Genomic DNA, 24104 nt, shown 5'->3' with positions numbered 1-24104 from the left:
TTCGCAAGAGATGCGATGGATGTCTGGTGATTTGTAGTCATAAATTTTAGTCCCCACTTGTTTTTAAGTGGGGACTAAATTAAGGCTTATAGGATGAATTCATAAGGTGTGTTCAGCGGACGCTTACGTTTATTTTAGAAAAAGAACTCGAACATCTGTTCGAGTTCTTTTTTCTCAACTGAGAGTCAATAATGATTAAACTAATCAAAGGTAGAAAAAATAATCAACGTCTACTTCTTGCAAGCCAAAGCCGCATTATGATGATTACCCATGTCCGATGCCCGATTAAATAAAGATAAACGACGTACCCCCTGTCAAGTCAAGGCTTTCAACATTTTTCGTTTGAAGAGCAGATTATTCTCCCTCAACAACTTGAATAGAAATCACTCTCAAATTTACTAAAATGCGTTCAGGACTGCTGAATGAGGAAAACTCACTTCCAGAAGCTGATTTAACTTAACTCATTCAAAGTGTGAATATTGTTTGAAGATATGATGCCGAACCATATAGCGCGTTAACAAAAAAAGAATATTGTTTAGGTGATCAATCAGATGAGTGCGTAATTATTATTTATACTCATCTCTAAATCAGATTCAGTCTTACAACTTTTGAGTAATCGCAAAAAAAGACTCGGCCTTAAAAGTCCGAGTCAGGTTGTAGTCAAATATTGAGCATTTTTATGAAAGATTTACTTTTTGAATACCATTTCTACCTGGGAAATCCTTGGCTAAAGATCGGGCATTAGGCATTTTTAACCATAATCTTAATAATTTTCTTCGCTTTGAGATGTCTTCATCATCTATAAATGATGATCGTGAATGCATTACACAATAGTTATTACAGAACTGCATATCACCCGGTTCAAGCATCATATCTAGTCTGAGATCAGGATCTTGTATGTACTGATCGAAAATATCAAGCGCATCGACTTGAACTCTGGATAAAGGGATTCCTTTTCGCTCATGTCCTAGTTCAATATATGCTCTTAAGTATCGACAACTTAATTTATTGTCATAAAAGCTAAATATAGGCGTGAGTGTTGGTTCTGAGTCACCAAGATGATCACAATAAGTCGGATGATAATAATAACCTAGATATTCAGGATAATTTTCTAAAATTCTATTGTAGACTGTGGCAGCACTGACGAGACTACTCAATCCTCCACTCATTGCTTTTCTAATTGATAGCAATCCAACTACGTCAGATAAGTCAGTGTGGTAAGGAAGATATGCGTTTGTTTCATAAACTCGCGTTGATTTGTTGTTAAGAACACCAACGTTTTCAACTTTACCCAATAAATCGCCTTTAGGATTTTGGGTAACGGGTTGACCCATATACATGCCTATTAAATAGTAAATAATCGCCAATTGGCGTTCACTAAATTTAGAGACATCCAAACCTTTTAATAGAAAGAAACCATATCCATTCTCAAGCTCATCGGCATATTTTTTAAATTCAGATAAAACTTGTGAATTATTAATCGTTAAATGCGTGTTATTCAATTGATCAATTTCTAGATCTTGTTGTTCTATCAATTGCAAATTTTGGCTTAATTCATGAAGCATTTCTTCGCTTAAATAATAAATCCAATCTGTCTGATTTTTTAGGTCTTTGCCCACCCATGCCGACTTATGACTGATTTTCTCTTTTAATATCGTATTCATCGCAATCTATCCCTAAATTAGTGTTTGTTTTCCTGCATTTTTCGAACCATCGCATTAAAAAACTTATCTGCGAAAGCACTTTCCTGAATTAACATTTGAGTTAAGTCTGCACACTTTTGTTTTACGATATGATCTAATTCAACATCGTCACCACGCATTGAGTCCGCTTGGCATTGTATTTCTGCAGCTCGTTGAACTGTCCAGAGTAGGAAAAAAGCTTTTTCAATCGTATTCTCTCCCACCGCTACACCATGATTTCTAAGTACGAGAATGTGATGATCACCTAAACTTTTGATCATTCTTTGTTTTTCTTCTTCGAATAGAGTAATACCTTCAAAGGCGTGATAGCCTACCCGACCATATAACTGCGCACCATAAAAATTGTCATTTTTAAAGCCATCTCTCTTTTGTGCAATGGCACTGATTGGTGTGGTATGTGTATGTATTAAACATCGAATATCATCACGAGCACCATGAACAGCACTATGTAAAGCAAATCCTGCAGGATTGGCATCATATTCAGAATGAATCACTTTATTACCGTTTAAATCTACTTTTAATAAGTTTTCGGGTGTGATTTCCGTATAGTTCAAGCCGAAAGGATTTACTAAATAATAGTGTTCAGCTCCTGGTAAGCGCGCTGAGACATGATTAAAAATTGTTTCCGTCCAACCAAAATAATCAATAAGGTGATAACAATTCGCTAATTTAACTCTGAGCGCCCATTCAGCTTCAGACACATTCAATACATTACTTTTCATCTTCATTACTCCTTGTTCTGGTTTGTTTGCTTAAATAAACCGTTAATTCATATATAAGTTTGGATGTCGGCATCGGACATTCATAAGCATCTGCCAATTCAAATACAGCCTCTGCAATGGGTGCTAACTCTAAAGGGCGATGATTTTTGTAGTCATGCCACATTGATGTATATGTTTCCCCCATCTCTGAACCCAATTTTAAAAATGTGTTTGGGTCGATATTGATACGAGCGCCATAGCAAGCCGCAACAGCTCGAACTTCATGTAAAATTTGTTTCGTAATTCGAGTTAAATTGTGATCAGAATAAATTTTACTTAGCGGAGCATCAGCCACAACCGATAATGGATTGGAGCTCAAGTTAGCCATAACCTTGGTCCAAATTTGATCTCGGATGTTCTCTACGGGTCGTGCTTCGATACTTGTATTTTCAAACAATTCAACAAGCGCATGTAATCGTTCAGTCATTTGATGACTCGGCTCACCAAAGATCAACAAATACGGATTGTCTGATTTGACCTCATTTCCATTGACACTTTGCGCTGTAATAAATACGACAGCGCCAATTAAATGTTCTAATGGAAAATGGTCATTTAAAACGCCCTGTTGATCTAAACAATTTATGCTTGAATGTTCAGAGTTATTCTCTAAACCGTAAAAATACCAAAAGGGTATTCCATTCATTAACGGCACGATGACTGTCGCGCTATGCATATAACGCTTCAGCTGAGTTGAAATTTCATATAAAGCGTTAAACTTGGTTGCTATAAATATAAAATCCTGTTTTTCAAAGCATGCTTCACTATCCACAATTCGAGATGGATGTACTTGGAATTCACCCAGTACATCTTTTAAGTGAATCCCTTTTTGCTTTAGCGTTTCGACTTTTTCCCCTCGCGCTAGAACAGTGACTTGGTGTCCTGCTAGCGTTAATCTAGCAGCAACTACACAGCCTATGGCTCCAGCACCATATACCAAAATTTTTTTTGACATCCATTCAAATCCCTGAAAAGCGTATGAGTAGTTATGTTCTAAATAGCTAATACGTCTTGATGCTTACTATTAATTCCTAAGTAACTTTCGATGATTCTTGGATCTTCAACTAAATCAGAGCCCTTTCCTTCCATTGAAAGCTCTCCCATTTCTAAGACATAAGCATAATCTGCAAGTTTTAAAGCAGCTCTAGCATTCTGCTCAACTAACAAGATAGACACGCCATGTCCTCTTAATTGGTCAATCACCTTAAAAATTTCTCGGGTGATGAGTGGCGCTAATCCCAAACTCGGCTCATCAAGCATCAACAATTTAGGTTTAGCCATGAGTGCACGACCTACTGCAAGCATTTGTCTTTCACCACCTGAAAGTGTCCCTGCTTGCTGTGATCGCCTTTCTTTCAAACGAGGAAAAATGTCATACACTTCATCTAAAGTGCTGAAAATCTCTTTATCTCTTTGGCGATAGCGTTGAAAAGCGCCAAGCATAAGATTGTCTTCGATAGACATTGTTCCAAATAACTCTCGTTTTTCAGGCACTAATCCAAGCCCACGAATGACCATTTGCTCAACCTGTGGACATTGCTCCACATGCCCATCGAAATCGACGTTTCCTTTAGAACCCAGCACCCCCATAATTGCAGACAATAAAGTTGTTTTACCCGCACCATTTGGACCAACAACAGAAACAATTTGGCCTTGATTAACACGCATATTAAAATTTGAAAGCGCTTCGACTTTTCCGTAAGCAACACTCAAATTATTTACTTCTAGCAGAGGCGTGCCCTCTTGATTTCCAAGCATTGTGATCATGCAGCACCTCCTAAATAAGCTTCCAATACAGCTTCATTTTTTTGAATTTCTTCTGGTAATCCTTCAGCAATTTTTTGACCGAACTCCATGACCACAATTCGGTCTGCGAGATTCATGACAAAGTCCATATCATGCTCGACCAAGAGAATTGCCATACCTTCAGCACGTAATTTAGATAGAAGTTCAGCTAAGGCTTGTTTCTCTTTAAATCTTAATCCTGCTGCGGGCTCATCAAGTAGTAATAAGCTTGGGTTCGCACATAAAGCACGTGCAATTTCTAAAATACGTTGCTGCCCGAGTGCTAAACTGCCAGCTTCGACATACAAATACTCTCCAAGCCCTACACGTTCTAGTTGAGATTTAGCCTCATTGAGAAGTTCATTTTCTTCAACTCGATCAAGAAGTAACATGGATGAGATGACACTTTTTTCTCCGCGCAAATGAGCACCTATGGCTGTATTTTCTAATACTGTCATTTCAGGCAAGATTTTTACGTGTTGGAATGTGCGACTTAATCCTAATTTGGCAATTTCTCTGGATGGTATGCCATTTATTTTTTTACCTTTAAATAAAACTTCACCGCTTGTTGGAACATCTACACCTGATATTTGATTGAACATGGTACTTTTACCAGCACCATTCGGACCAATTAAGGCGAGAACCTCACCAGCGTGAATTTTCAGGTTCATTTCATTGTTCGCAACTAAGCCCCCAAATTTTTTCGTGATGTTCTTCGCATCTAATATCAATTCACCCTTGTTAATTTGATTTTCTGCTTTGTCCATTTGAGGAATGGGGTGGATTGAAGGATATAAATCTACAGGCTTAAATTTATTTGGAATCAACTTAGTAATAAATGACCAAATCCCTGATGGTGCTTTTTGCATCAATACAACAATGATTAATCCAAATACAATTGTTTCATAGTGACCTTGTCCGCCAAAAATAATAGGCAAAGCATCTTGCAACCATTGGCGTACCATGGTGAATATGCCTGCACCTAATATTGCCCCCCAAATACTACCGACACCACCTAACAACGCCATAAACAAGTAGTCGATACCCATTTGGAGTCCAAAAGGTGTCGGGTTAATAAAAGTTTGCGTGTGTGCATAGAGCCACCCTGAAATTGATGCAAAAATTGCAGCAATCACAAAGATGATCATTTTTGCTCTAAACGTATTTACTCCCATAGACTCAGCCATTACTTGTCCACCTTTCAAAGCGCGGATTGCTCGACCTTCTCGAGAATTTAAAAGATTTTTTGTCAAAATAATGGCAATAAATACAATGAGCCAAATGAGGTAGAACATTTTATTGCCATTATCAAAGGCAAATCCTGCGATAGAAATAGAGGGAATATTCGAGATTCCAGAATGCCCACCTAAAGTTTCAATGGTGGAAAAGAAATAATAAAGTGAAATGCCCCAAGCGATCGTACCTAAAGGGAGATAATGCCCTGAAAGTTTAAGGGTTAAGCCACCCACCAAAATCGCAGATGCGACTGTGATAACTATTCCGAGCAGAAGTCCAAACCAAGGATTGCCACCTGTCCATGCGAGGAAACTTGGTAATTGTTCAGTCACAGTTAAGTAAGCAGTTGCGTATGCGCCAATTCCAACTAAGGCTGCTTGACCAAATGTAGTCATGCCTCCAACGCCTGTCACCAATACAAGACCTAACACGGCTAATGCATTTAGACCAATATAGTTCAATAACGTGACTTGATATGTCGGTAAAAAAAATGGGCTGATGAATACAATTAGCGCAAATATTAAGAAATAAGTTTTTGATTTCATTCTTCATCCTCCTCAACATGACGAGTTGTGAGTGATTTCCAAAGTAAGAAAGGAATAATTAATGTAAAGACGATGATTTCTTTGTAATCACTTGCCCAAAACATGGAGAAAGACTCAATAACACCAACAATCACGGCACCAATTGCTGCGACTGGGAAGCTGATTAGTCCTCCAATGATTGCCCCTACAAATCCCTTCAGACTTAAAATAAATCCTGAGTCGTAATACAGGGTTGTGATCGGTGCAATTAAAATGCCTGATAACGTTCCGATAAATGTAGCTAAAACAAAAGTCAGTTTGCCCGCAAAGATTGGAGAAATACCCATGAGCTGTGCACCGACTCGATTGACAGCGGTTGCATGCAAAGCCTTACCATAGAGTGTTTTTTCAAAGAAATACCAAAGCACTAAAATCATCACAAAGAATGAAACGATAATGATCAAAGTTTGACTGCTTAAAACAAGAGTCCCAATTTCAAAGCTTTTGTCACTAAACGGTTGTGTTTGAGCACCATTTGGACCGAATATCACGAGTCCTAAACCGACTAATGCCACATGAACCGCTATCGACACGATCAATAAAACTAAAGGTTTGGCTGCCACTAAAGGTTGAAAAAAAGTGCGATACATTTGAGGACCAAGCGGTGTAATCACAGCCAAAGTCAATAAAACTTGAATTGGCATTGGAAGCGTCGCTAAAGGTAGTGTGTACATCGCGATAACGATCAAAGAAATATAAATTAGTGATGCAATAAAAATTTTGATATTAAATATCTGATTTTTAAAAAATTTAGCGTATAAATCCAGACTTGTATTGACAATAAAAAAGGCAACGACTAACCAAACTATTAAGCTTGGAATACCTGCTTGTATGGATGCCAAAGTTAGTGCACCAAATACAGCAAATTCACCCAATGGAATGAGTAATATCCGAGTGACAGTAAAAACTAAAATGATACAAAGCGCTAATAATGCATAAATAGCACCACTGGTAATACCATCCTGCCCCAAAATTAACGCGATATTTAAATCCATAACATCTTCCTACCCTTTTTTGAGGATGAATTTACCTAGAGCGACATATGCATATCGCTCTGAGTTCATTTATGATGAAAAGCTAAATTTACTTCAGTAGTTTCCACTGACCATTTTTAACAATGATCATTTCACGCCCACGCTTGTCAAATCCACTATGATCAGATGGGCTCATGTTATACACGCCTTGAGTTCCTGCGACTTCTTTTGTAGATTCCAATGCATCACGCAGAGCTTCACGGAATTGCACCGTGCCAGGCTTTGCTTTTTTCAAAGCAGTCGGTACAGCATTTTCAAGCAAAATACCTGCGTCATACACATTTGCCCCGAAGGTTGCAGGTGTTTGTTTATATTTTGCTTTATAATCATTGATATATTTAGTAGCAATTTTCTTAGAAGGATGTGTATTAGATACTTCATTTAAAACAAGCATTAAACTGGCAGCTAAAATCGTATTTTCTACTTTCTTGCCACCCATTTTTAAATATTGATCTAAAGCCGCACCATGCGTTTGATAAATTTGCCCTCGATAGCCTCGATCATATAAAGCAGTTTGTGGAGGAACTGCTGAACTGCCTGGTGCTGCAACTAGAATTGCCTGTGGTTTTTTACTTATGAGTTTTAACGCTTGACCTGTTAGAGATGTGTCTTGACGTTGAAATGATTCTTGAGCAACGATTTTAATCCCATTTTTCTTTGCTAAATTCGCTAAGACTTTTCCCCAGTTTTCTCCATACGGATCAGCAGTACCGATAAATCCTAGAGTTGTAATTTTTCGCTTCACCATATCTTGCACAAGCGCTTCTGCGATGATTTCATCATTCTGAGTGGTCTTAAACACCCATTTTTTTTGGTCATTCATTGGCATGACTATCGTAGAAGTTCCAACCGGTGCAAGAAGAGGTACTTTCGCTTTAGCAATTGTCCCTATCACTGCAGAAGCATTTGGTGAACCAGAAGGACCAATAATTGCATCAACTTTGTTTTCTTTAATCAGTTTTTCGACAGCTTTGACAGATGCTGTAGGATCACTCGCATCATCAAGAGAAATATATCGAACATTTTCATTACCAATTTTTTTAGGTAATAACGCAATTGTATTTTTTTGTGGTATACCTACCATTGCTACAGGTCCAGATGATGATGTCACAACTCCAATCGTGATATCAGCTTGAGCATAAGTGGCTATGGCGATTAAGCTCGTTGATAATAATAATTTTTTAAACATCATATAATCTCCAGTTTGTCCATTAACTGTGTATGTAATTAGAATTTATAGCTATATGTAGTGATGATTCGATTTTCAACAAAATCATTACCATTGGTTGTTCCTGCACCATATTTAGTAGTCGTGTCGATATACCTCCATTCTATACCCAACCCTTTAAAAGATCCTTCTGGAACGGTATAGCCGACAATGAAATTAGCTTCAGTCTCTTTATTATCTGGTAGGCCATTGCGCTCTATGTTCGTGCCATATAAATAACGCAAAGTCGTTCTTAAACCCGGCAAACCAACATTTTTAAAGTCATAAGAATAAAGTGCATGATAAGTAAGTTCTTCAGGTTTGATGAAACCTAAAGTTGACCAAGTATGTAGGAAAGGTTGAGGAGCGAATCCATCAAATGTTGGAAAATTGGTATCCCCGGAATTTTTTTGAACACCTGCAGTAAAACTATGTGAGCCATTTTGAATGATGGCCTGAACGCCAAATGTTTTGCTATCTATGTTTCCATAGTATTTGTCACCAGCTTCACTGTTATGGAAATAACGTGCATCTAATTTGATTTTAGAATCGCCAATTTGAGTGTTATATGCTGCATTTAAATAATGTTGGTTATAAATATCTTCGAGCTGACCAAACCAGTAAGAGCCTGAAATTTTAGGGCTAAAATTATAGTCTAAACCAACATAACTTAAACCATTACTTTCTATTCTTGCTTTACCTGGTGCAAACAAGCTTAGTTTTTCAAACTCATCATCATTACGCGCGTTAATATGAGTGATTCTTCCAGCTGAAAATTTTAAATTTTGAATCGCTTTCGTTTCAAATGCCGCACCAGCATATGTTGTCACCAACTGACGTGAATCATCAATAAATGCAACAGGTGTTCTTGGCGAAAGTTCCCCAACTAATAGCTCAGAATCTTTATATTTCAGCTTTAAGGTTGCACCAAATTTATTATAACTACGTTCTTGCTCATTTTTTATGGGATCAAATGGTAAGATCGAATCAGACCTTTCAGCATTATGATTTGATAATCTTAGTGCGTAACTTGAAGTCACGTCAAAACCCACCTGAACGGGTGTATTAGTATAACCTGAACTAAACTTTAGACCTAATGCTTGTGACCAACTACCAACATCAGGCTGTGTTGTGTTATTTCGATCAATAAAAAAATTTCTTAAGTTTATTGTCGTTTGACTATCTTTAACTAAATCTGCATATACTGCCGTATTACAACATATTGCTAATAATGCCAACGTAGGTAGCTTTTTCACTCAACTTCTCCTTTGTTTTTACTGCTTTTTTTACAACGTATCCGTGTTTATATTTTTCTGATGATTTTTATGAAAATTTCATATAATCAATTCAATTCTTTTCCAATTCCATAGAAAATTCAATTTTCTTTTAAGTATATTTATATACCTTAATTAATAATTAAATCCCTTTTAAATCTTCATAGATTGAAAAAAAGGCCAAATGATCTAACATTTAGCCCAATTAGGTTTAATGAATACCCGCAATATCTTTTAGAATGGTGATAAAGGTATTCTTTTCTTGATCGCTGTATTTTTCAAATACTTCATTTTGATGCTCATCAGCTATATCAAATAAATAATGTGCAGTTTTTTTACCTTTATCTGTCAATTGGTAGAATTCATCAGTTTCTACAAGAAGCTCATCTTTTTTTAGAATTTCTGCCGCTCTTTCAATTTCTCGTATAGGCATTGCAATATCACGTGGCAAATCATCTTTACAAGAACTTGCACCACTACCTAACACTAGAAGCATTCGAGCTTCACTCGTTCTAAAGCCTGTAACCAGTTGCTTTGGGATGTAGTCATTTTGATAAAACTTGAATGCACGACTCATCAAATAGGCAACATTATTATATAAATTACCTTGATATAATTGACCTAACTCATCAGTTTGGACTGGATTCGAGTCTTTAATTCTTAGCATTGGATGCGGTGTTACTGCAGAGTACGCACCTTGGTGATAAACTAATGGACTACGACCTTCATCTTGAAAATTAACCACCTTTCCAATAATAATCCAATGATCCCCACCCTCTACAATTTGAAATAATTCACATTCAAATACAGCAGAGCAATTTTCAAGAACTGGAGCATCACCTACACCTAAACGGTAGTTTGCACCTTCAAATTTATCGATATTACGTTTAGCAAATTTGTTCGATAACTCAATTTGAGATCCAGATAAAATATTGACTGCAAAATGACTAGCATTTTTAAAAACGTCAAAACTGGTCGATTTTTTATCAATACTCCACAAGATTAAAGGTGGATCTAAAGAAACTGAGTTAAAGCTATTAGCAGTTACGCCAACTTTTTCACCTTGCGCATTTTGCGCTGTAATAATGGTAACCCCAGTAGCAAAATTACCGAGTGCTCTTCTGAATTTCATCGGATCAATAGCTTGAGCTCGCTCTTCCGATTTTTGATAACTATTCATTCCCTTCTCCTGAACCCCAAAATGACCTTCCATGATGGCAATTCAACTATTAAATATCTAAAACTAATCTCGGTGTTTTTGATCGAGAACAACACACTAAAATCTGCTCATTACTTTCTTTTTCTTCGTCAGTAAAGTAAACGTCTCGATGATCGGGTTCGCCTTCAAGCACATCACACATACACGTTCCACAAACGCCCTGTTCGCACGATAACTCGACTTTAATCCCTTCTCGCGCTAAAGCTTGCAGAATAGTTTCCTCTGGAGCTACTTGAATCGTTTTACCACTTTGTTGTGCAACAACTTCAAAACTAGCGCCACCTAAATCAATATCTACCTGAAAATATTCTTTATGTAATTGATCGGAACTAAAACCCTTAGACTCAGCAAGATTAATAATCCAATCCATAAATCCATTAGGACCACAGGTATATAAATGTGAATCTTTGGCAATATCTTTCATTGCGTGATCAAAAAATTCACGATGATTTGCACCATCATCTTTAAAATGGAAAGTTGTATAACTCGCTAAGGGACCTTGCTTGATTTCATCTACAAATGCAGCAGTTTGTTTGGAAGCTGCACAATAATGCAATTCAAATGACTTATTGTTATTCAATAAATCATAAGCCATGGTAATTAACGGTGTAATCCCAATACCACCACCAACTAAAACACTGTGAGATGCATCTAACAATGGGAACAAATTTTTAGGATGGCTGACTTGTAGTTGCATCCCTTCAGAGATGTCATTAAACGCCGACAGTGATCCCCCTCTTGATGCTTCGTCTTTTAAGATCCCTAATCGAAAAACACCTTTTAAACTAGGATCTTGACATAGAGAATACTGACGGATTAGCCCATTAGGCAGGAATAGATCGATATGTGATCCAGCTTCGATTTCAGGTAATGGAGACTCAGTTGCTGAAATTAAATCTAAGACAACAACATTTTCCGCTTCTACTAATCTTTTATTTACTATTACGGAGTATTTTTCGTTCATAGTGTTCCCCTTTATGACTAAGCAAATGCTTAGCGCATAAATAGTCCTCCGTTAATATCCCATGTTGCTCCTGTCACAAAAGCTGCTTGTGGGGATGCTAACAAAGCACAAGTTTCAGCAATAAAACTCATACTGCCTAAAGCCTTAACAGGAATATTATTGATAAACGCTTCCATTTTTTCATCTGAAACAACGCTGTGTACTATTGGAGACTCCATTGGTCCTGGTGCTACGGCATTTACCGTCACACCTTTAGCGGCAAATTCTTTTGCAAAAATTTTAGTCAAAGTTACGATTGCACCTTTTGACGCTGCATAATGTGCTCCTGTTGCAGTACCACCATTCTGACCAGCCAACGAAGCCATGTTGATAATTCGACCAAAGCCTTTAGATGCCATATATTGACCAATAATTTGACATGACTGAAAGGTTCCTCGTTGGTTGACTTGTGTCACCCAATCAAAATCACTCGCAGTGATTTCAAGGACAGGAGTTGCTTTAGTTACTGTGGCGTTATTGATTAAAACATCCAACTTGTTGAAATGAGTTTCAATCCAACTCACTGCATCTCTAAAGTCCTGCTCTACTGATATATCCAGTTTTAAGGGATACATCTGCGATGGATATTGACTAGCAGCTTTAGCGCTTTCCGCTTTTTCTAAGGTACTTGCAGTTAAAATAACTTGATGCCCTTGTTTAGCAAAATATTCAGCAATCACATTACCTAAACCAGAGGCAGCACCAGTAACCAAAACAACATGTGACATGGTCACCTCCTATAGAATGTAACTGATACCAGCTAAGGTATCTGTCGAATTGACTAGATTGATAATTTTACGGTCTATTTTGAGTTCGCCATTCTCTTGACGTACTAGCTCATAAATCACATCAGCAGTGTAATGACGCAAATTCTCTTTTCGGAACTCTCTTAAATTTTGTGCGCAGCGTAAAATTATCTTGTGATCAGTTTCTTCAATAATTCGCACACGTGACAAGCTTCGAACAGTATTGGCCTTAGGAGCTGTCGAGATTGCTTCACCATTTTCTAAACGCTCTACACGTAATTGACGCATGTGGTGATTGTCATATGCATAGTTCAAATGGTTTTCGTAATCTGTCAATGATGGGTCAATTGGAATGATGTATTTGCCATTTTCATTCCATAAACTTAACCATGCTTGATACTCTGAATGATCTAACATGTCAGCTTCAGCCCAAATGAATGCTGTTACTTCGTTCAAAAGATTTAAATTAATTTTCATGCTCTTCCCCTTAAGCCGTCATCAACTTTTTCCATTGTTGGTAAGCGCCACGCATGCCTGTTTCAGCACTCACGTCACTCTTCAGACCATCTTCAGTTTTGACTTCTCCTGGTAAACCACGGTTCAACATGATCCAAAGATCATTGCCCGCATTTGCACCATGCTGTACACGCTCCCAAGCTTCCGCATCATCTGGCGTACCAAAACCGAAAGGACCTTGGAAATGTTCATGTAGACGTAGGCGATATTGGTTGGCAATTTGTGGTCCACCATCCATCGTAATCACTGAGTGGTGAATTTCAGTTTTATCTACCGCTAATGGTTGCATTACACGGAAGAACGCCATAGAACATGCAATGTTAGGGAAAATATTTAAGTTAAAGCCCGAACCACCGACAGCACGGCAAATTCGACGAACTTCAAGTTCCTCATGACCTTCTTCACGTAGCGCTTGGGCAAGTTCTTCAAAACGCTCTTGAATTGGTCGCTCCATCAACTCTTCATCAAGATCTACCAGTTCTGGAATCATCACCATCACGCTGTGACCATTTCCTAGATCTTCAACATAGCCTGGTTGGTTTTCAAAGTTGAAAAGCTCTTCTGTTTTTTCGTCCACAGAACTTAAGAATGATTTATGAACTAAGGGGAAATGATACGCGTCAGTTGTATTTTCCAACTGAATTTTCCAGTTACCTGGGAATGTAAAACGATGTTCACCTAATACTTTGACTGGATAACCTGCGCCTTGCTTCATGAATAGATCAATCCACTTTTTCGCGGCACCTAAAAAGTCTTCTAATGGCTCGATATCGTCTTTGAAGGTCGCAAAGATCATGCCGTTATATTCTTCTACACGTAGGCTGATCAGTGGAAATTCAGATTTATCTAAACATTCGCCATAACTTTCAGGTGAAGGAACACCACGCAATGTACCATCTAAAGCGTAACTCCAACCATGATATGGACATACAAAGCTATTTGTTTTGCCTTTTTTATGCTCACAAACTGTAGCAGCACGATGGCGACAGCGGTTGAGTAAAACGTGGACTTTTTTCTTACGATCTCGTACAGCAACTACAGGTTGTTTACCAATATTAATCGTTTTATAACTACCAGCATCTGGAATTTCACTTGCATGAGCAACCCAAACCCAAGTGCTGTAGAAAATTTTTTCCATTTCATCTTCAAAGATTTGTGCATCTTTATATAAAGAGGTATGCACTCGGTCACTTTGAACTAATTCATTGTAATCAATTTCAATATTTTGAACTGGTATTGCACTATTCATCATGTATTCCCTTATAACTGCTTATGCAACTCAACCGACTAAATTTGATTGCGGTACTGGTAACTCATCATCACTGGTCCAATGCGTTACTGGTCGACTGAAAATATTTTCTGTTTGGAAATGTTTGATTTTCCAAATGCCATTATTTTGTTGCTTAAAACGGATTGTCAGTTTGGCTGCATTCAAGTGGCTTGCACCCGTTTTGAAAGTAGATGTTTGCAACATCAACCAGTGCCCAACAGCCACATCACCATCAATATAAATTTGTTCAGAATTCACAAAGTGTGCATTCATAACAAAATGCGAGTCCTTCAGCGTGTATGTTTTAAACATGTCATATACCGCCTGCCAAGACTCAAGCCGACCAAATGATTGGGCGTATTTTTTGCCCACTCCCTCCCAAATACACTCAAGATCAAATAAATCCATCAGCGCTTCTAAATTTGTGTTTTGATTAAGTTCATCACAAATTTCCATATAGCGATTTAGGCAATTACGAATTTGATTCTGCGCTTCCAACTGTTGAAGACGTTGAAGAATGCTTTTGAGTTCATTAGAGTCGACCATATCGATATCCTTATCGTTGAATAATTAATTCACGACCAACTCTTGCTTCAACTTTGCAATACTTCCAAAGTTTATATGGACCTTCTCCGACCACAGTCGTACGGAATAAATTACATGCAGCATGAACTGTTTCAATATCAGGTACATCAGCCAATAAATAGGTTGTCCAAGGCCAACCCGTACTTGCACCTACCATGCTTTGATCATCATCTAAGTTGCCGTATACATGAACGCCAGGTAAATCATGGATACCATTCCACATTTCACCAAATGCTGCCCATACTGCTTTTGCTTCTGCTGGCTCTGCATCAAAGAAGTTTTGGTTAATCCCCATACAGAACAATACGCGTAATGATTTTTTAGCTTCCATTTCGATTTCCTTCTTTTCGGTCATTTATAAATATCCAGGTGTCGGATTAAGCCCAAAGCTCATCGCACCAGCATTTTGTAAAGTTGCATCACCCATAAATGCATGCTGTGTAACGACATTCGTGTCATTCACAAAGCGACTAAATGGATGGTTGGTATAAATGGCAGTCATGCCAGCTAACATTTGCATTTTGCGGGTGACCTTTGCACAGACTCTTGCCGCATGTGTACAAGATAGACGCATATCACTAATTAAATGTGGTTCAGGTTTTCGTCCGTTGAGTACTTCTTCCCATACAATATCCATGGTGTTGTAGAACCATGTTCTTGCAGCTAGGAACTCAGCTTCAGCTTTCGCAAATTCGTACTGAGTGATAGGTCGATTAGCAATTTCTGCACCTCCAGTAATCGACGACTTACCTGGAGCTAATTTTCTAAATTCTTCCAATGACGCCGAGGCTACGCCGATTCCGACTACAGTGAGAACTTGTGTCGCCAAAGAGAGAGATGGATATTTGAAAAATGGTTCGCTGAGTTTAGATGGCTCACCCCGAACAAAAGTCCAGTGCTCAGGTACTAGTACATTATCGACAATGAGATCGTGACTACCTGTGCCTTTTAAACCTACTGTATCCCACGTCATTTCAATTTTAGCTTTATGCGCTGGTAAAACAGCCATACGTGGTAAACCATGAGATTCATTATCTTTGATCGGGGCAATGCCTACACCAACGATATCTGCACCTTTACAACCACTTGAGAATTTCCAACGGCCTTTTACAACTAAACCCTCATCAGTCACTTGAGCAGCTTGCGGTGGAAAAATTCCACCAGCAAAAACGATATCTGGACCTTTTTTATAAAGTTCAGAAAGTGTCTCTTCAGGTAAACTCCCAAGATAAGCTGGGCTCATACCAAAACTTGCAACCCAACCTACTGATCCATCTGCTTTAGAGAGCCTTTCAATAAGTTCACAAAACGTACGCGGTGAAACCTCATCACCACCGAAACGTTTAGGAACTAAAGCACGATATACCCCAATTGATTTCAGTTTTTGAATAATGTCTTGACTCACATATGCTTGTTCGTCAAATTCACCTGAACACGCTCGCTGTCTAATCTCTTGACATAATTCTTCAAGATCAATCAAGCTCTCTGTTTGATCTTTGGCTAAATTGCTCATTTGCCACCTCCTTGTGAATGCTTCGTAATATCGACAATGTGTTGTGCAATAGCACACAATTTTTCATCTTCACCATGCTTAGCAATTAATTGCATACCAACAGGTAAGCCATTTGATGTTTCATATGGAATCGTAAGCGCTGGATGGCCCGATAGATTGAATGGTCGCACGAGCTTAGTTAAATTGAGGAAAGCAACAGTATTTTCAGCTTCGTCTAATTTAGGTGGAAATTGAGGTAGTGTCGGCAGTATCAAAACATCAACATTGTTGAGTAAATCATTGATCTGCTCTGTGAATTCAGTTCTGATTAATTCAGCATTTTCAACATCTTTTTGAGTGGTTTCAGATGCTTTTAATAAACGCTGCTGAACATCATTGGCTAGAAGTCCAGTTTGAGTAAGATCATGATATGCACCCCAAGTTTCATAATTAATGATTGACATGCCTGCTTGATATGCTTCATCAATATTGTTTATGACTAGATTTTTTTGAGGTAAATCAATTTTTGTTAACTCAGCATCTAATACATGCCAAATTTCAGATTCCGCTTCGACACGCAATATTCCTAATTGAATCTGCTGTTGATCAATTTGGATTTGTTTAAAAGTAGGATCAATGATTTGCATAGCAAGAATCAGATTATTGATATCTGATGCGAATGGCCCAACACAGTCTAAAGTGGTATCTTTTGGCCAAACCCCAACACGGCTAACACGCCCAAATGAAGGTTTTAAACCATACACTCCACAGCAAGCGGCTGGCATACGAATAGAGCCACCTGTATCTGTACCAATACTGAAGTCTGCTAGACCCGCCGCAACAGCTGCAGCCGAACCACTGGAAGAACCTCCAGGAATAAGCTTCGGATACTTAACATTTAATGGTGTTCCGAAGTTTTTGTTTACTCCAGTTATACCGAATGCAAGTTCATGAAGATGAGTTTTTCCAATAATTTTGCAATCACTGTTGAGTATATTTTTTATAATTTCAGCGTGTGAGTTTGCAGGGCATGCTTCAACGCGCGCCTGAGTTCCAAGTGTCGTCACTTCATTTTGTATATCAATTGAGTCTTTAACCACGACTCGAATTTTTCCATCTCCTAAAGAGAGACTTCTAGATATAATATTCAATTCACTTTTCCATGTATTTTTATACTCAACATCAATATCTGAAAAATTAATGTATTTGTCAAGTTATTTTGAAATAAAATAATCTTTGTCTTTTTTCTTGTATAATCAATTATATTTTTTTAAGTTTAATTGCTGCTCATGTTAAAAAATTTTGAAAATTATTTGCCAAATAACGATCCCAAAAGTTTGGAAAATTTCCCATTTTTTTGGATATCTCAAGTTAATGGTAAGTATTCCCAATTGATTGATAAATCTTTAAAAAAAATCGGCCTCGATAATACAAAAAGAAAAATCATTTTGAGCACAAATGCTCTCGGTGAAGCCAATATCACTGAAATAGCAAATTTAGCAACAATCAAATTAACAACTGCAACTAAGGCAATCTATAGATTAGTCGAAGAAGGTATAGTTGAAGTTTTCTCATCCCCTCATGATGAAAGGATTTCTATGGTGAAGCTCACTGAAAAAGGATATGGTCTTGTGGATGAAATTAATCAGATCAATCGTGTTACTTTAGCTGGTATATTAAATTCTTTTGATGAACAAGAACTTGAGTCACTAAATTTACAATTAAAGAAAATATTCAATTTAATGCCAAATAGGTAAAAAGACTAAAATCTTTTTACCTACTAACGCTTATTTCATAATTTCATATTGTGGAATAAGCTTATTAAATCGCAAATTTTCAGCGAATTTTGATATGACATTTAGTTTATATTGATAAATATCCATGCTTTCATATTTGTAAAAACCTGATAGTTCTCTAATACCATTTCTATTTTCCCTCATATTTTTTTTGATAATATCAGGGGCTTTGTAACGCTCACCAAGTTCTTCTCTCAAATACTCAGAAGCATGATACAAAATATCTCCTCCCCCCCAATCGATAAACTCTAGCATACCTAACACTGAAAAACGCAAACCAAAACCTGTACGAATCGCTTTATCAATATCCTCAGCACTTGCTACGTTTTCTTCAACCATTCTCGCTGCTTCATTCATTGCCAATGCTTGAATTCTTGGAACAATGTATCCAGCAACTGCATTACAAATCACAGGGACTTTACCAATTGCCTCAAGTAATGTTTTTAGTTTTTCTACTGCTATATCAGCAGTATGCTCAGATCGGCTTAGCTCAACTAAAGGCATTAAATATCCAGGATTAAGCCAATGCGCATTAACAATACGTTCTGGATGAGAAATTAATTTTGCTATATCAGTGACCAAAAAGGTCGAAGTCGTTGATGCCACAATACAGTTTTTAGAAATTAAGGGTTCCAACCACCGAAAACAGTGTTGTTTATGAGTCATTATTTCAGGTACACCTTCAATAATTAATTCACAATTTTTCCAATCGATAGTTTGATTATCTTTGAAATAGAAATGAATTCTTTCTTTTAATACTTTATATTGATCATTCACTAACATCCCGATATGTTCTAAGAGATGCAACTCTTGGTCGAGGCTGTCATTCCATTTTTGCAGAAATTCATTTTTTTCTGCTGGGTTTCGATCTTTTACGTCTACAAGTGCAATCTCAATTCCTGCATATGCGAATGCGATCGCAATCGCATTACCCATTCTGCCTGCACCTACAATAATAATATTTTTAATCATGCAGATTGCTCTCCGGAGTTCAACAGGTGTTTTAATTGTTGCTGTGTTAAATCAAATAACCTTAAATTTTCAAGAGTGCGACCCTCACTATACAAATCCCTACCAGTAATTGCTGATGCGATATTCAGAAGTCCTTCAGCAGTCGGTGTTTTGACCCCAACATACTTACCAACCGATACAATAAATGACAGGCCTAATCGTGTGTCTTCGAGCATATACCGATGTGAATGTAAATCTATTTTCTCGCGCCAATCGCCACTGTCAGTCAACTTACCATGTGCCCCCCTACCATACATCCACTCATCTCCTTCACCCTCTTTGTTATAGTGATCTGCGAGTGGGAAATGCTGTTTCGAGTATCCTAATGCTTCACGAATATTCATTCGCTCTTGATCTAATAAGCTCGTTACTCTTCTCACTGACGGCTGAGTACCTTCATTATGAATATCCCATACATCAAAGTGTTCTAAAGGTGCAGCATTGAGCATAATTAATGGAGGATGAATAATGGGTCCTGCATTCATTAAAGCTCCACTCAAAGCATCCTCTATAGGCTCGATACTGTCATAAGCTTGCTTTAATATTCTAACTGCATGATCTTTTAATTTTGCTGGATAGACCCCAGTAGGCAATCGCGTCGCATATACACTAATCACGATAGAATTCGGACTATGTTTTCTTACTAAATATGGCAACGTACCCGTTTCAGCAAAAGCCACGTCAGACTTATTCCCAACTTTAAGCATTGCTTGAGCAAATAGGTATGTTCCAAAAGTACCTGGGGGTAAAAATACGACTTGACCAGATGTTAAGTAGGGTGCTATTTCAATCGATAAATCTTCATGGCTTGTTGCGGGTAAAGGAATAATAATCAATTCAGCGTTTTCAATAGCTTTGGATAAATCAGTTTCAAGTTGGATTTTTTGATGTTCATCCCCAACAGATACTGTTCTAGTGCCACGAAAGTCTTTTACAGTAAGCTCACCATATTTCGCTAATTCTTTTAGTGAATCTCGATCTCTTCGCCATAATTTAACTTCGTGATTTTTTTCCGCCATCTCCACTGCTGATGCATAACATCCATGTCCACCGCCAAGAACCGTGATTTTCATTTTCTTCCCTTACATATTTATTGTGTATTGTGATAGTAGGAAAGATTCTTCTTTTTGCTCGCGTCAAAAAGCGGTACTGCTATTCGAATTACGAATTTATTTCTATTAATTTGTTTTGTTTCACGGTTTCTGAAGGCGTGCATCCATAACGTTTTTTATAAAGCCGAGTAAAGTGTCCAAAGCTTCTTACACCATGAGCATTGAAGATATCAATTATAGGCTGATCAACCTGAGTGTGTTTAAGTTCTTGATGAACTCGGTCCAATTTGATTGATGTCATGAAACTGAGAGGCGTTTGGTTGAAATAGGTATTAAATCCCTTTTGAAGCGTTCTTACCGAGACTTTTACAAGCCTTGCAACTTCCTCAATCGAGATTGCTTCCATATAATGTTGCTCAATCAAATGAGCTGCATTTTTGATATAACTTGGGATGAGTTGATTTTTTTTATCTGCGATTCTTTCACTGAAATTATGTGGAATTTTGATCAATAATAACTCAGTCAAATATGAACTAAAGCTATCAGAAATTTGCCACCAGTTTTCAATATTTGAATATGCAAAGCATAAGTAGTTCAGTGTTTCTAAAATTGAAATTCTTTCTTCAGATGTATAGGAAATGCCACTATCGAAAATAAGATTTTTCTGAGGTATATATCCCAATAAGCGATATAAAACAGTATTGATCAACTCATGATCAATTTTTAATATAATATTTCTACATTTGGCTTGGAGTTCAATTCTATTTTCAAAATGAGGATGAGAAACTGTAAGTAATCCAGGACGTTGTTGATAAGTTGAATGATCATATTTGACTTTACATTCCCCTTCCAAATTAAATCTAAACAGATAACTTTGACACTCAGCACCAAAACTAATTTGAACTGGAGCATTGTAACTTAATTCAAATAGTGCAACTTGACCAAATGAAAACCCACTTAATTTTACTTCTAAAGATTCATCATTCAATACTTCAAATTGATGAGGGCACAAGTATTGTCCTATCACATCTTTAATCTGAAAATAATCTTTTGAAGACAATAAGTTGAATTTCTTTAAAAGTTTCAGATTCGATAAATACATGATAGGTGTACCCTCATTATTTTATTCAGACATGATTTATTTAGACTCAACTTGCAAACTATTTTCGAAGGCTTTACAACCCACTTTCAATAATACAAAGCACAATACGCATGATATTGCACCAACGATAGATATCGATGAACCGACCATTAAAGGATTTTCAAAAATACGATCCGTAATTAAAGCCACTAATGTGGTACCAATACCTAAAGCAATCAAATTACTGATGAGTAAAAAGATAGATGAGATTTGGGCACGTAATTGATTTGGCGAAAGCATTTGCATTGCTGTTGTTGAGATCGGCATTGGGAAAGAAGCGAAAAACATTGCAACAACCAACAATGTAACTGATAGCCATAATTCATTAACTTGTGAAAACAAAATCATTGGAATAATCAGACCTACGATTCCAATCACACCCACAAACATAGGCGAATCTTTTCTGCCTTTTTGAATAAAATAATCATTCATCCAACCAGCCGCAAATACACCTAAAGTATTTGAAATCAGTAACACGGCACCCAACATATAGCCCACTTCAGTAGCTGTCATATTATAATGTCGTATGTAAAATGCAGGTGTCCAGCTAATTAAGCAAAACAATGCCATGGCATAAAAAGTAAATCCTAAATAATGACATGTAAATGTTTTTTTATGCTTTTTCAAAAATTTAAAAGTATCACTAAGCTTTACTTTTACCACGTTCCCCTGCGCATCGACCATTTGCCCTTTACGCTTAGGATCTTTAACAGTTAAAAGTACCAATATGCCAATAATGACTCCTGGTAAACCTACTAAAATAAACGCCACTTGCCATGCCTTTAACATTCCAAATAAGGGTACAGCGATAAGAGACATGTCCTTGAGTAATCCAATGACAAAACCACCTACTAAGAATGCGATTCCCCCACCAACAAAAGAACCAATCGAATAAATAGCGACAGCTCGACCCAATTTATCTTTTGCAAACATATCACTAAACATTGAATAGGCTGCAGGTGACAAAGCTGCTTCACCAATTCCTACTCCCATTCTGCTCAAAAACAACTGGATAAAGTTCTTACTTAAACCACATAAAGCTGTTGCAATGCTCCAAAATACAATCCCGGCAGCAATTAATTTTGGTCTTGAGAATCGATCTGCGATATAAGCCAGCGGCAGACCCATGAATGCATAAAATAAAGAAAAAGCTAGTCCATGGAGTAGACTGAATTGCGTGTCTGTTAAATTCAAATCTGCTTTTATCGGTTCAATCATCAAAGCCAAAATTTGACGATCGATAAAAGAAAATATATATGCAACCATGCAAAGTATTACAACATACCAAGCATAAATATCCCTTTTTTTTGCATCATTGCTCTTTAAATCGGAAATTTTTTCCATCGAAATCATCCTAAATATTTTATAGATCAGCGCTATCCCTATGACAAATCCATGCCAATTTATGCTGATTTATAAAATAAATATCATTTTTAACACTATTATTCTATTTATTTTTCCATTAAATATTACATATAAATAGATATTTTATATTAATCTAATCTAAAAAAATTAGTTCATGCTCTTCAATTCGTCTAAATAATCTAATATTTGTTTGATGTATTCATTATTATCGATACTTCTATAAGCAACTGTAATTGGACTTTCAGCCTCATTATCTAAAATTGGTATAAATTTCAAATTTTTCATACCTATAGAGCATGCACTCTTTGGAATAATACACCCCCCCTCACCAGATGACACCATCCCCAATGCCATATGGATTTCTCTCGTCTCGATCAGATTTTGGGGAATTAAGTCAAGTTCAGAGAATATTCCCTGAACAAAAGTTGAGAAGTTTGGTTTAGGAGTATTTGGATATATATAAATATGTTCGTTGACCAATTGTGATAAATGTACTTCCTTAACATTTTGGGTCACTAATGTATGATCTTTGTGCACTGCTAAAAAAAGTTGCTCTCTTTCGATCACTATTCTTTTTATTGAAGGATCACTAATTCCTAATCGACCAAACCCAATATCAATTTTTCCCAATTTCAAAGCCTCTACCTGGTCCCTGGTTCCGCATTCCACTAATTCAACTTTTACATTTGCAATATGCTTTCTTAAATAATCAATGATCTCAGGTAATTTCCAATAAAAAAGCGAACCAACATATCCAATTCGTACCGTTGTATCTGTCACTTTATATCGATTTACCATCGATTTAGCATGTGCTGTTAAGGTCAGTATCTGTACAGCATATTGGTAAAAAAATTCTCCAACTTCAGTTGTTTTAATCGGTCTCATGCCTCTTTCAAATAATACGACACCTAACTCTGACTCTAAGTTTTTGATTTGTCGTGTAAGTGGTGGTTGTGCGATACATAACTTTTCAGCAGCTTTTGTAATGCTTTTTTCTTCAACCACCGTGGCAAAATACTTTAATGTTCTCAATTCCATTGAAATTTCCTCAATCCATACTTTTTTAGTATTTTAATATACTACTTAACCCCTATTTTCAACACTTTATTTCAAATAAGGTATGTATCATATATTAATGGAATATATTGCTGCATGTACAAAAATATTGAAACCTTGCTCGTTGAAATCCCAACGATTCGCCCACACAAGATGGCGGTCGCAACGATGCAAACTCAAACCTTAGTCCTCATTAAAATCGAAACTTCGGATGGTTTCATTGGTTGGGGCGAAGCGACCACCATCGGTGGCTTAGGCTATGGTGAAGAAA

Annotated in this window: 23 protein-coding genes and 1 pseudogene; 2 read left to right on the top strand and 22 right to left on the bottom strand. The window is 37.1% G+C overall.

Going from position 1 to position 24104, the window contains the following annotated elements:
* Positions 1-677: 677 nt before the first annotated feature.
* The 17 genes from FTV17_RS14100 to FTV17_RS14020 form a co-directional block, all read right to left on the bottom strand.
* Positions 678-1664, bottom strand: coding sequence for a TauD/TfdA family dioxygenase (locus FTV17_RS14100; protein WP_180000417.1), 987 nt, complete (start codon positions 1662-1664; stop codon positions 678-680).
* Positions 1665-1681: 17 nt separating this feature from the next.
* Positions 1682-2425 (bottom strand): class II aldolase/adducin family protein, encoded by a 744-nt coding sequence (locus tag FTV17_RS14095; protein ID WP_257219959.1) that lies wholly within the window; start codon positions 2423-2425, stop codon positions 1682-1684.
* Positions 2415-3416 carry a ketopantoate reductase family protein gene (locus tag FTV17_RS14090; RefSeq protein ID WP_180000413.1) on the bottom strand — a complete coding sequence of 334 codons (1002 nt, stop codon included), beginning with the start codon at positions 3414-3416 and terminating at the stop codon, positions 2415-2417. Before FTV17_RS14090 ends, FTV17_RS14095 begins: the two co-directional genes overlap by 11 nt.
* 38 nt (positions 3417-3454) lie before the next feature.
* Entirely contained in the window at positions 3455-4228 is a 774-nt protein-coding gene (locus FTV17_RS14085) for an ABC transporter ATP-binding protein (protein ID WP_180000411.1), read from the bottom strand.
* Positions 4225-6027 carry an ATP-binding cassette domain-containing protein gene (locus FTV17_RS14080; protein WP_180000408.1) on the bottom strand — a complete coding sequence of 601 codons (1803 nt, stop codon included), beginning with the start codon at positions 6025-6027 and terminating at the stop codon, positions 4225-4227. The genes FTV17_RS14085 and FTV17_RS14080 overlap by 4 nt, the downstream gene beginning before the upstream one ends.
* Positions 6024-7061: a branched-chain amino acid ABC transporter permease gene (locus FTV17_RS14075; RefSeq protein ID WP_035266350.1), complete on the bottom strand. Its 1038-nt coding sequence runs from the start codon at positions 7059-7061 to the stop codon at positions 6024-6026. The genes FTV17_RS14080 and FTV17_RS14075 overlap by 4 nt, the downstream gene beginning before the upstream one ends.
* An 88-nt stretch (positions 7062-7149) precedes the next feature.
* Positions 7150-8292 carry an ABC transporter substrate-binding protein gene (locus FTV17_RS14070; RefSeq protein WP_180000406.1) on the bottom strand — a complete coding sequence of 381 codons (1143 nt, stop codon included), beginning with the start codon at positions 8290-8292 and terminating at the stop codon, positions 7150-7152.
* 35 nt (positions 8293-8327) lie between these two features.
* Positions 8328-9563 carry an OprD family outer membrane porin gene (locus FTV17_RS14065; RefSeq protein WP_180000404.1) on the bottom strand — a complete coding sequence of 412 codons (1236 nt, stop codon included), beginning with the start codon at positions 9561-9563 and terminating at the stop codon, positions 8328-8330.
* Positions 9564-9792: 229 nt separating this feature from the next.
* Entirely contained in the window at positions 9793-10761 is a 969-nt protein-coding gene (locus tag FTV17_RS14060) for a p-hydroxyphenylacetate 3-hydroxylase reductase component (RefSeq protein WP_180000402.1), read from the bottom strand.
* A gap of 49 nt (positions 10762-10810) precedes the next feature.
* Entirely contained in the window at positions 10811-11764 is a 954-nt protein-coding gene (locus tag FTV17_RS14055; protein WP_180000400.1) for a PDR/VanB family oxidoreductase, read from the bottom strand.
* Positions 11765-11793: 29 nt separating this feature from the next.
* Positions 11794-12531 carry an SDR family NAD(P)-dependent oxidoreductase gene (locus FTV17_RS14050; protein WP_035266343.1) on the bottom strand — a complete coding sequence of 246 codons (738 nt, stop codon included), beginning with the start codon at positions 12529-12531 and terminating at the stop codon, positions 11794-11796.
* Positions 12532-12540: 9 nt separating this feature from the next.
* On the bottom strand, positions 12541-13026 hold the full coding sequence (locus FTV17_RS14045) for an aromatic-ring-hydroxylating dioxygenase subunit beta (RefSeq protein WP_035266341.1): 486 nt from the start codon (positions 13024-13026) through the stop codon (positions 12541-12543).
* Between the two features lie 10 nt (positions 13027-13036).
* Positions 13037-14314: a Rieske 2Fe-2S domain-containing protein gene (locus tag FTV17_RS14040; protein ID WP_035266339.1), complete on the bottom strand. Its 1278-nt coding sequence runs from the start codon at positions 14312-14314 to the stop codon at positions 13037-13039.
* 30 nt (positions 14315-14344) lie between these two features.
* Positions 14345-14881 carry a nuclear transport factor 2 family protein gene (locus FTV17_RS14035; protein ID WP_180000398.1) on the bottom strand — a complete coding sequence of 179 codons (537 nt, stop codon included), beginning with the start codon at positions 14879-14881 and terminating at the stop codon, positions 14345-14347.
* 10 nt (positions 14882-14891) lie between these two features.
* On the bottom strand, positions 14892-15251 hold the full coding sequence (locus FTV17_RS14030) for a hypothetical protein (RefSeq protein WP_035266405.1): 360 nt from the start codon (positions 15249-15251) through the stop codon (positions 14892-14894).
* 24 nt (positions 15252-15275) lie between these two features.
* Positions 15276-16433: an acyl-CoA dehydrogenase family protein gene (locus FTV17_RS14025; protein WP_180000396.1), complete on the bottom strand. Its 1158-nt coding sequence runs from the start codon at positions 16431-16433 to the stop codon at positions 15276-15278.
* Complete coding sequence (locus FTV17_RS14020; protein ID WP_180000394.1) at positions 16430-17563, bottom strand: amidase; 1134 nt, start codon at positions 17561-17563, stop codon at positions 16430-16432. The genes FTV17_RS14025 and FTV17_RS14020 overlap by 4 nt, the downstream gene beginning before the upstream one ends.
* A 138-nt stretch (positions 17564-17701) precedes the next feature.
* On the opposite strand from FTV17_RS14020, the gene FTV17_RS14015 reads away from it, so the two are divergent.
* The gene (locus FTV17_RS14015; protein WP_092767678.1) at positions 17702-18169 is read left to right on the top strand and encodes a MarR family winged helix-turn-helix transcriptional regulator; all 468 of its coding nucleotides are present in this window, start codon (positions 17702-17704) and stop codon (positions 18167-18169) included.
* 30 nt (positions 18170-18199) lie between these two features.
* On the opposite strand, the gene FTV17_RS14010 is transcribed toward FTV17_RS14015, so the two are convergent.
* The 5 genes from FTV17_RS14010 to FTV17_RS13990 all read right to left on the bottom strand — a co-directional run bounded on the left by FTV17_RS14010 (position 18200) and on the right by FTV17_RS13990 (position 23815).
* Positions 18200-19186, bottom strand: a complete 987-nt coding sequence (locus FTV17_RS14010; RefSeq protein WP_180000419.1) for a 3-hydroxybutyryl-CoA dehydrogenase — start codon at positions 19184-19186, stop codon at positions 18200-18202.
* The gene (locus FTV17_RS14005; RefSeq protein WP_180000392.1) at positions 19177-20292 is read right to left on the bottom strand and encodes an NAD/NADP-dependent octopine/nopaline dehydrogenase family protein; all 1116 of its coding nucleotides are present in this window, start codon (positions 20290-20292) and stop codon (positions 19177-19179) included. Before FTV17_RS14005 ends, FTV17_RS14010 begins: the two co-directional genes overlap by 10 nt.
* 88 nt (positions 20293-20380) lie before the next feature.
* Positions 20381-21373, bottom strand: a complete 993-nt coding sequence (locus tag FTV17_RS14000) for an AraC family transcriptional regulator (RefSeq protein ID WP_180000390.1) — start codon at positions 21371-21373, stop codon at positions 20381-20383.
* Positions 21374-21409: 36 nt separating this feature from the next.
* Positions 21410-22756, bottom strand: a complete 1347-nt coding sequence (locus FTV17_RS13995; RefSeq protein WP_180000388.1) for an MFS transporter — start codon at positions 22754-22756, stop codon at positions 21410-21412.
* A gap of 168 nt (positions 22757-22924) precedes the next feature.
* Complete coding sequence (locus tag FTV17_RS13990; protein WP_180000386.1) at positions 22925-23815, bottom strand: LysR family transcriptional regulator; 891 nt, start codon at positions 23813-23815, stop codon at positions 22925-22927.
* A gap of 114 nt (positions 23816-23929) precedes the next feature.
* Here FTV17_RS13990 and FTV17_RS13985 point away from each other — a divergent pair.
* Positions 23930-24104, top strand: a pseudogene (locus FTV17_RS13985) (muconate cycloisomerase); the annotation flags it as partial.

Origin of the sequence: Acinetobacter sp. YH12239 (assembly GCF_013417635.1) — a bacterium.
In the GTDB taxonomy this organism is placed as follows: Bacteria; Pseudomonadota; Gammaproteobacteria; order Pseudomonadales; family Moraxellaceae; genus Acinetobacter.
This window is presented reverse-complemented; position numbering and strand designations above follow the sequence as displayed.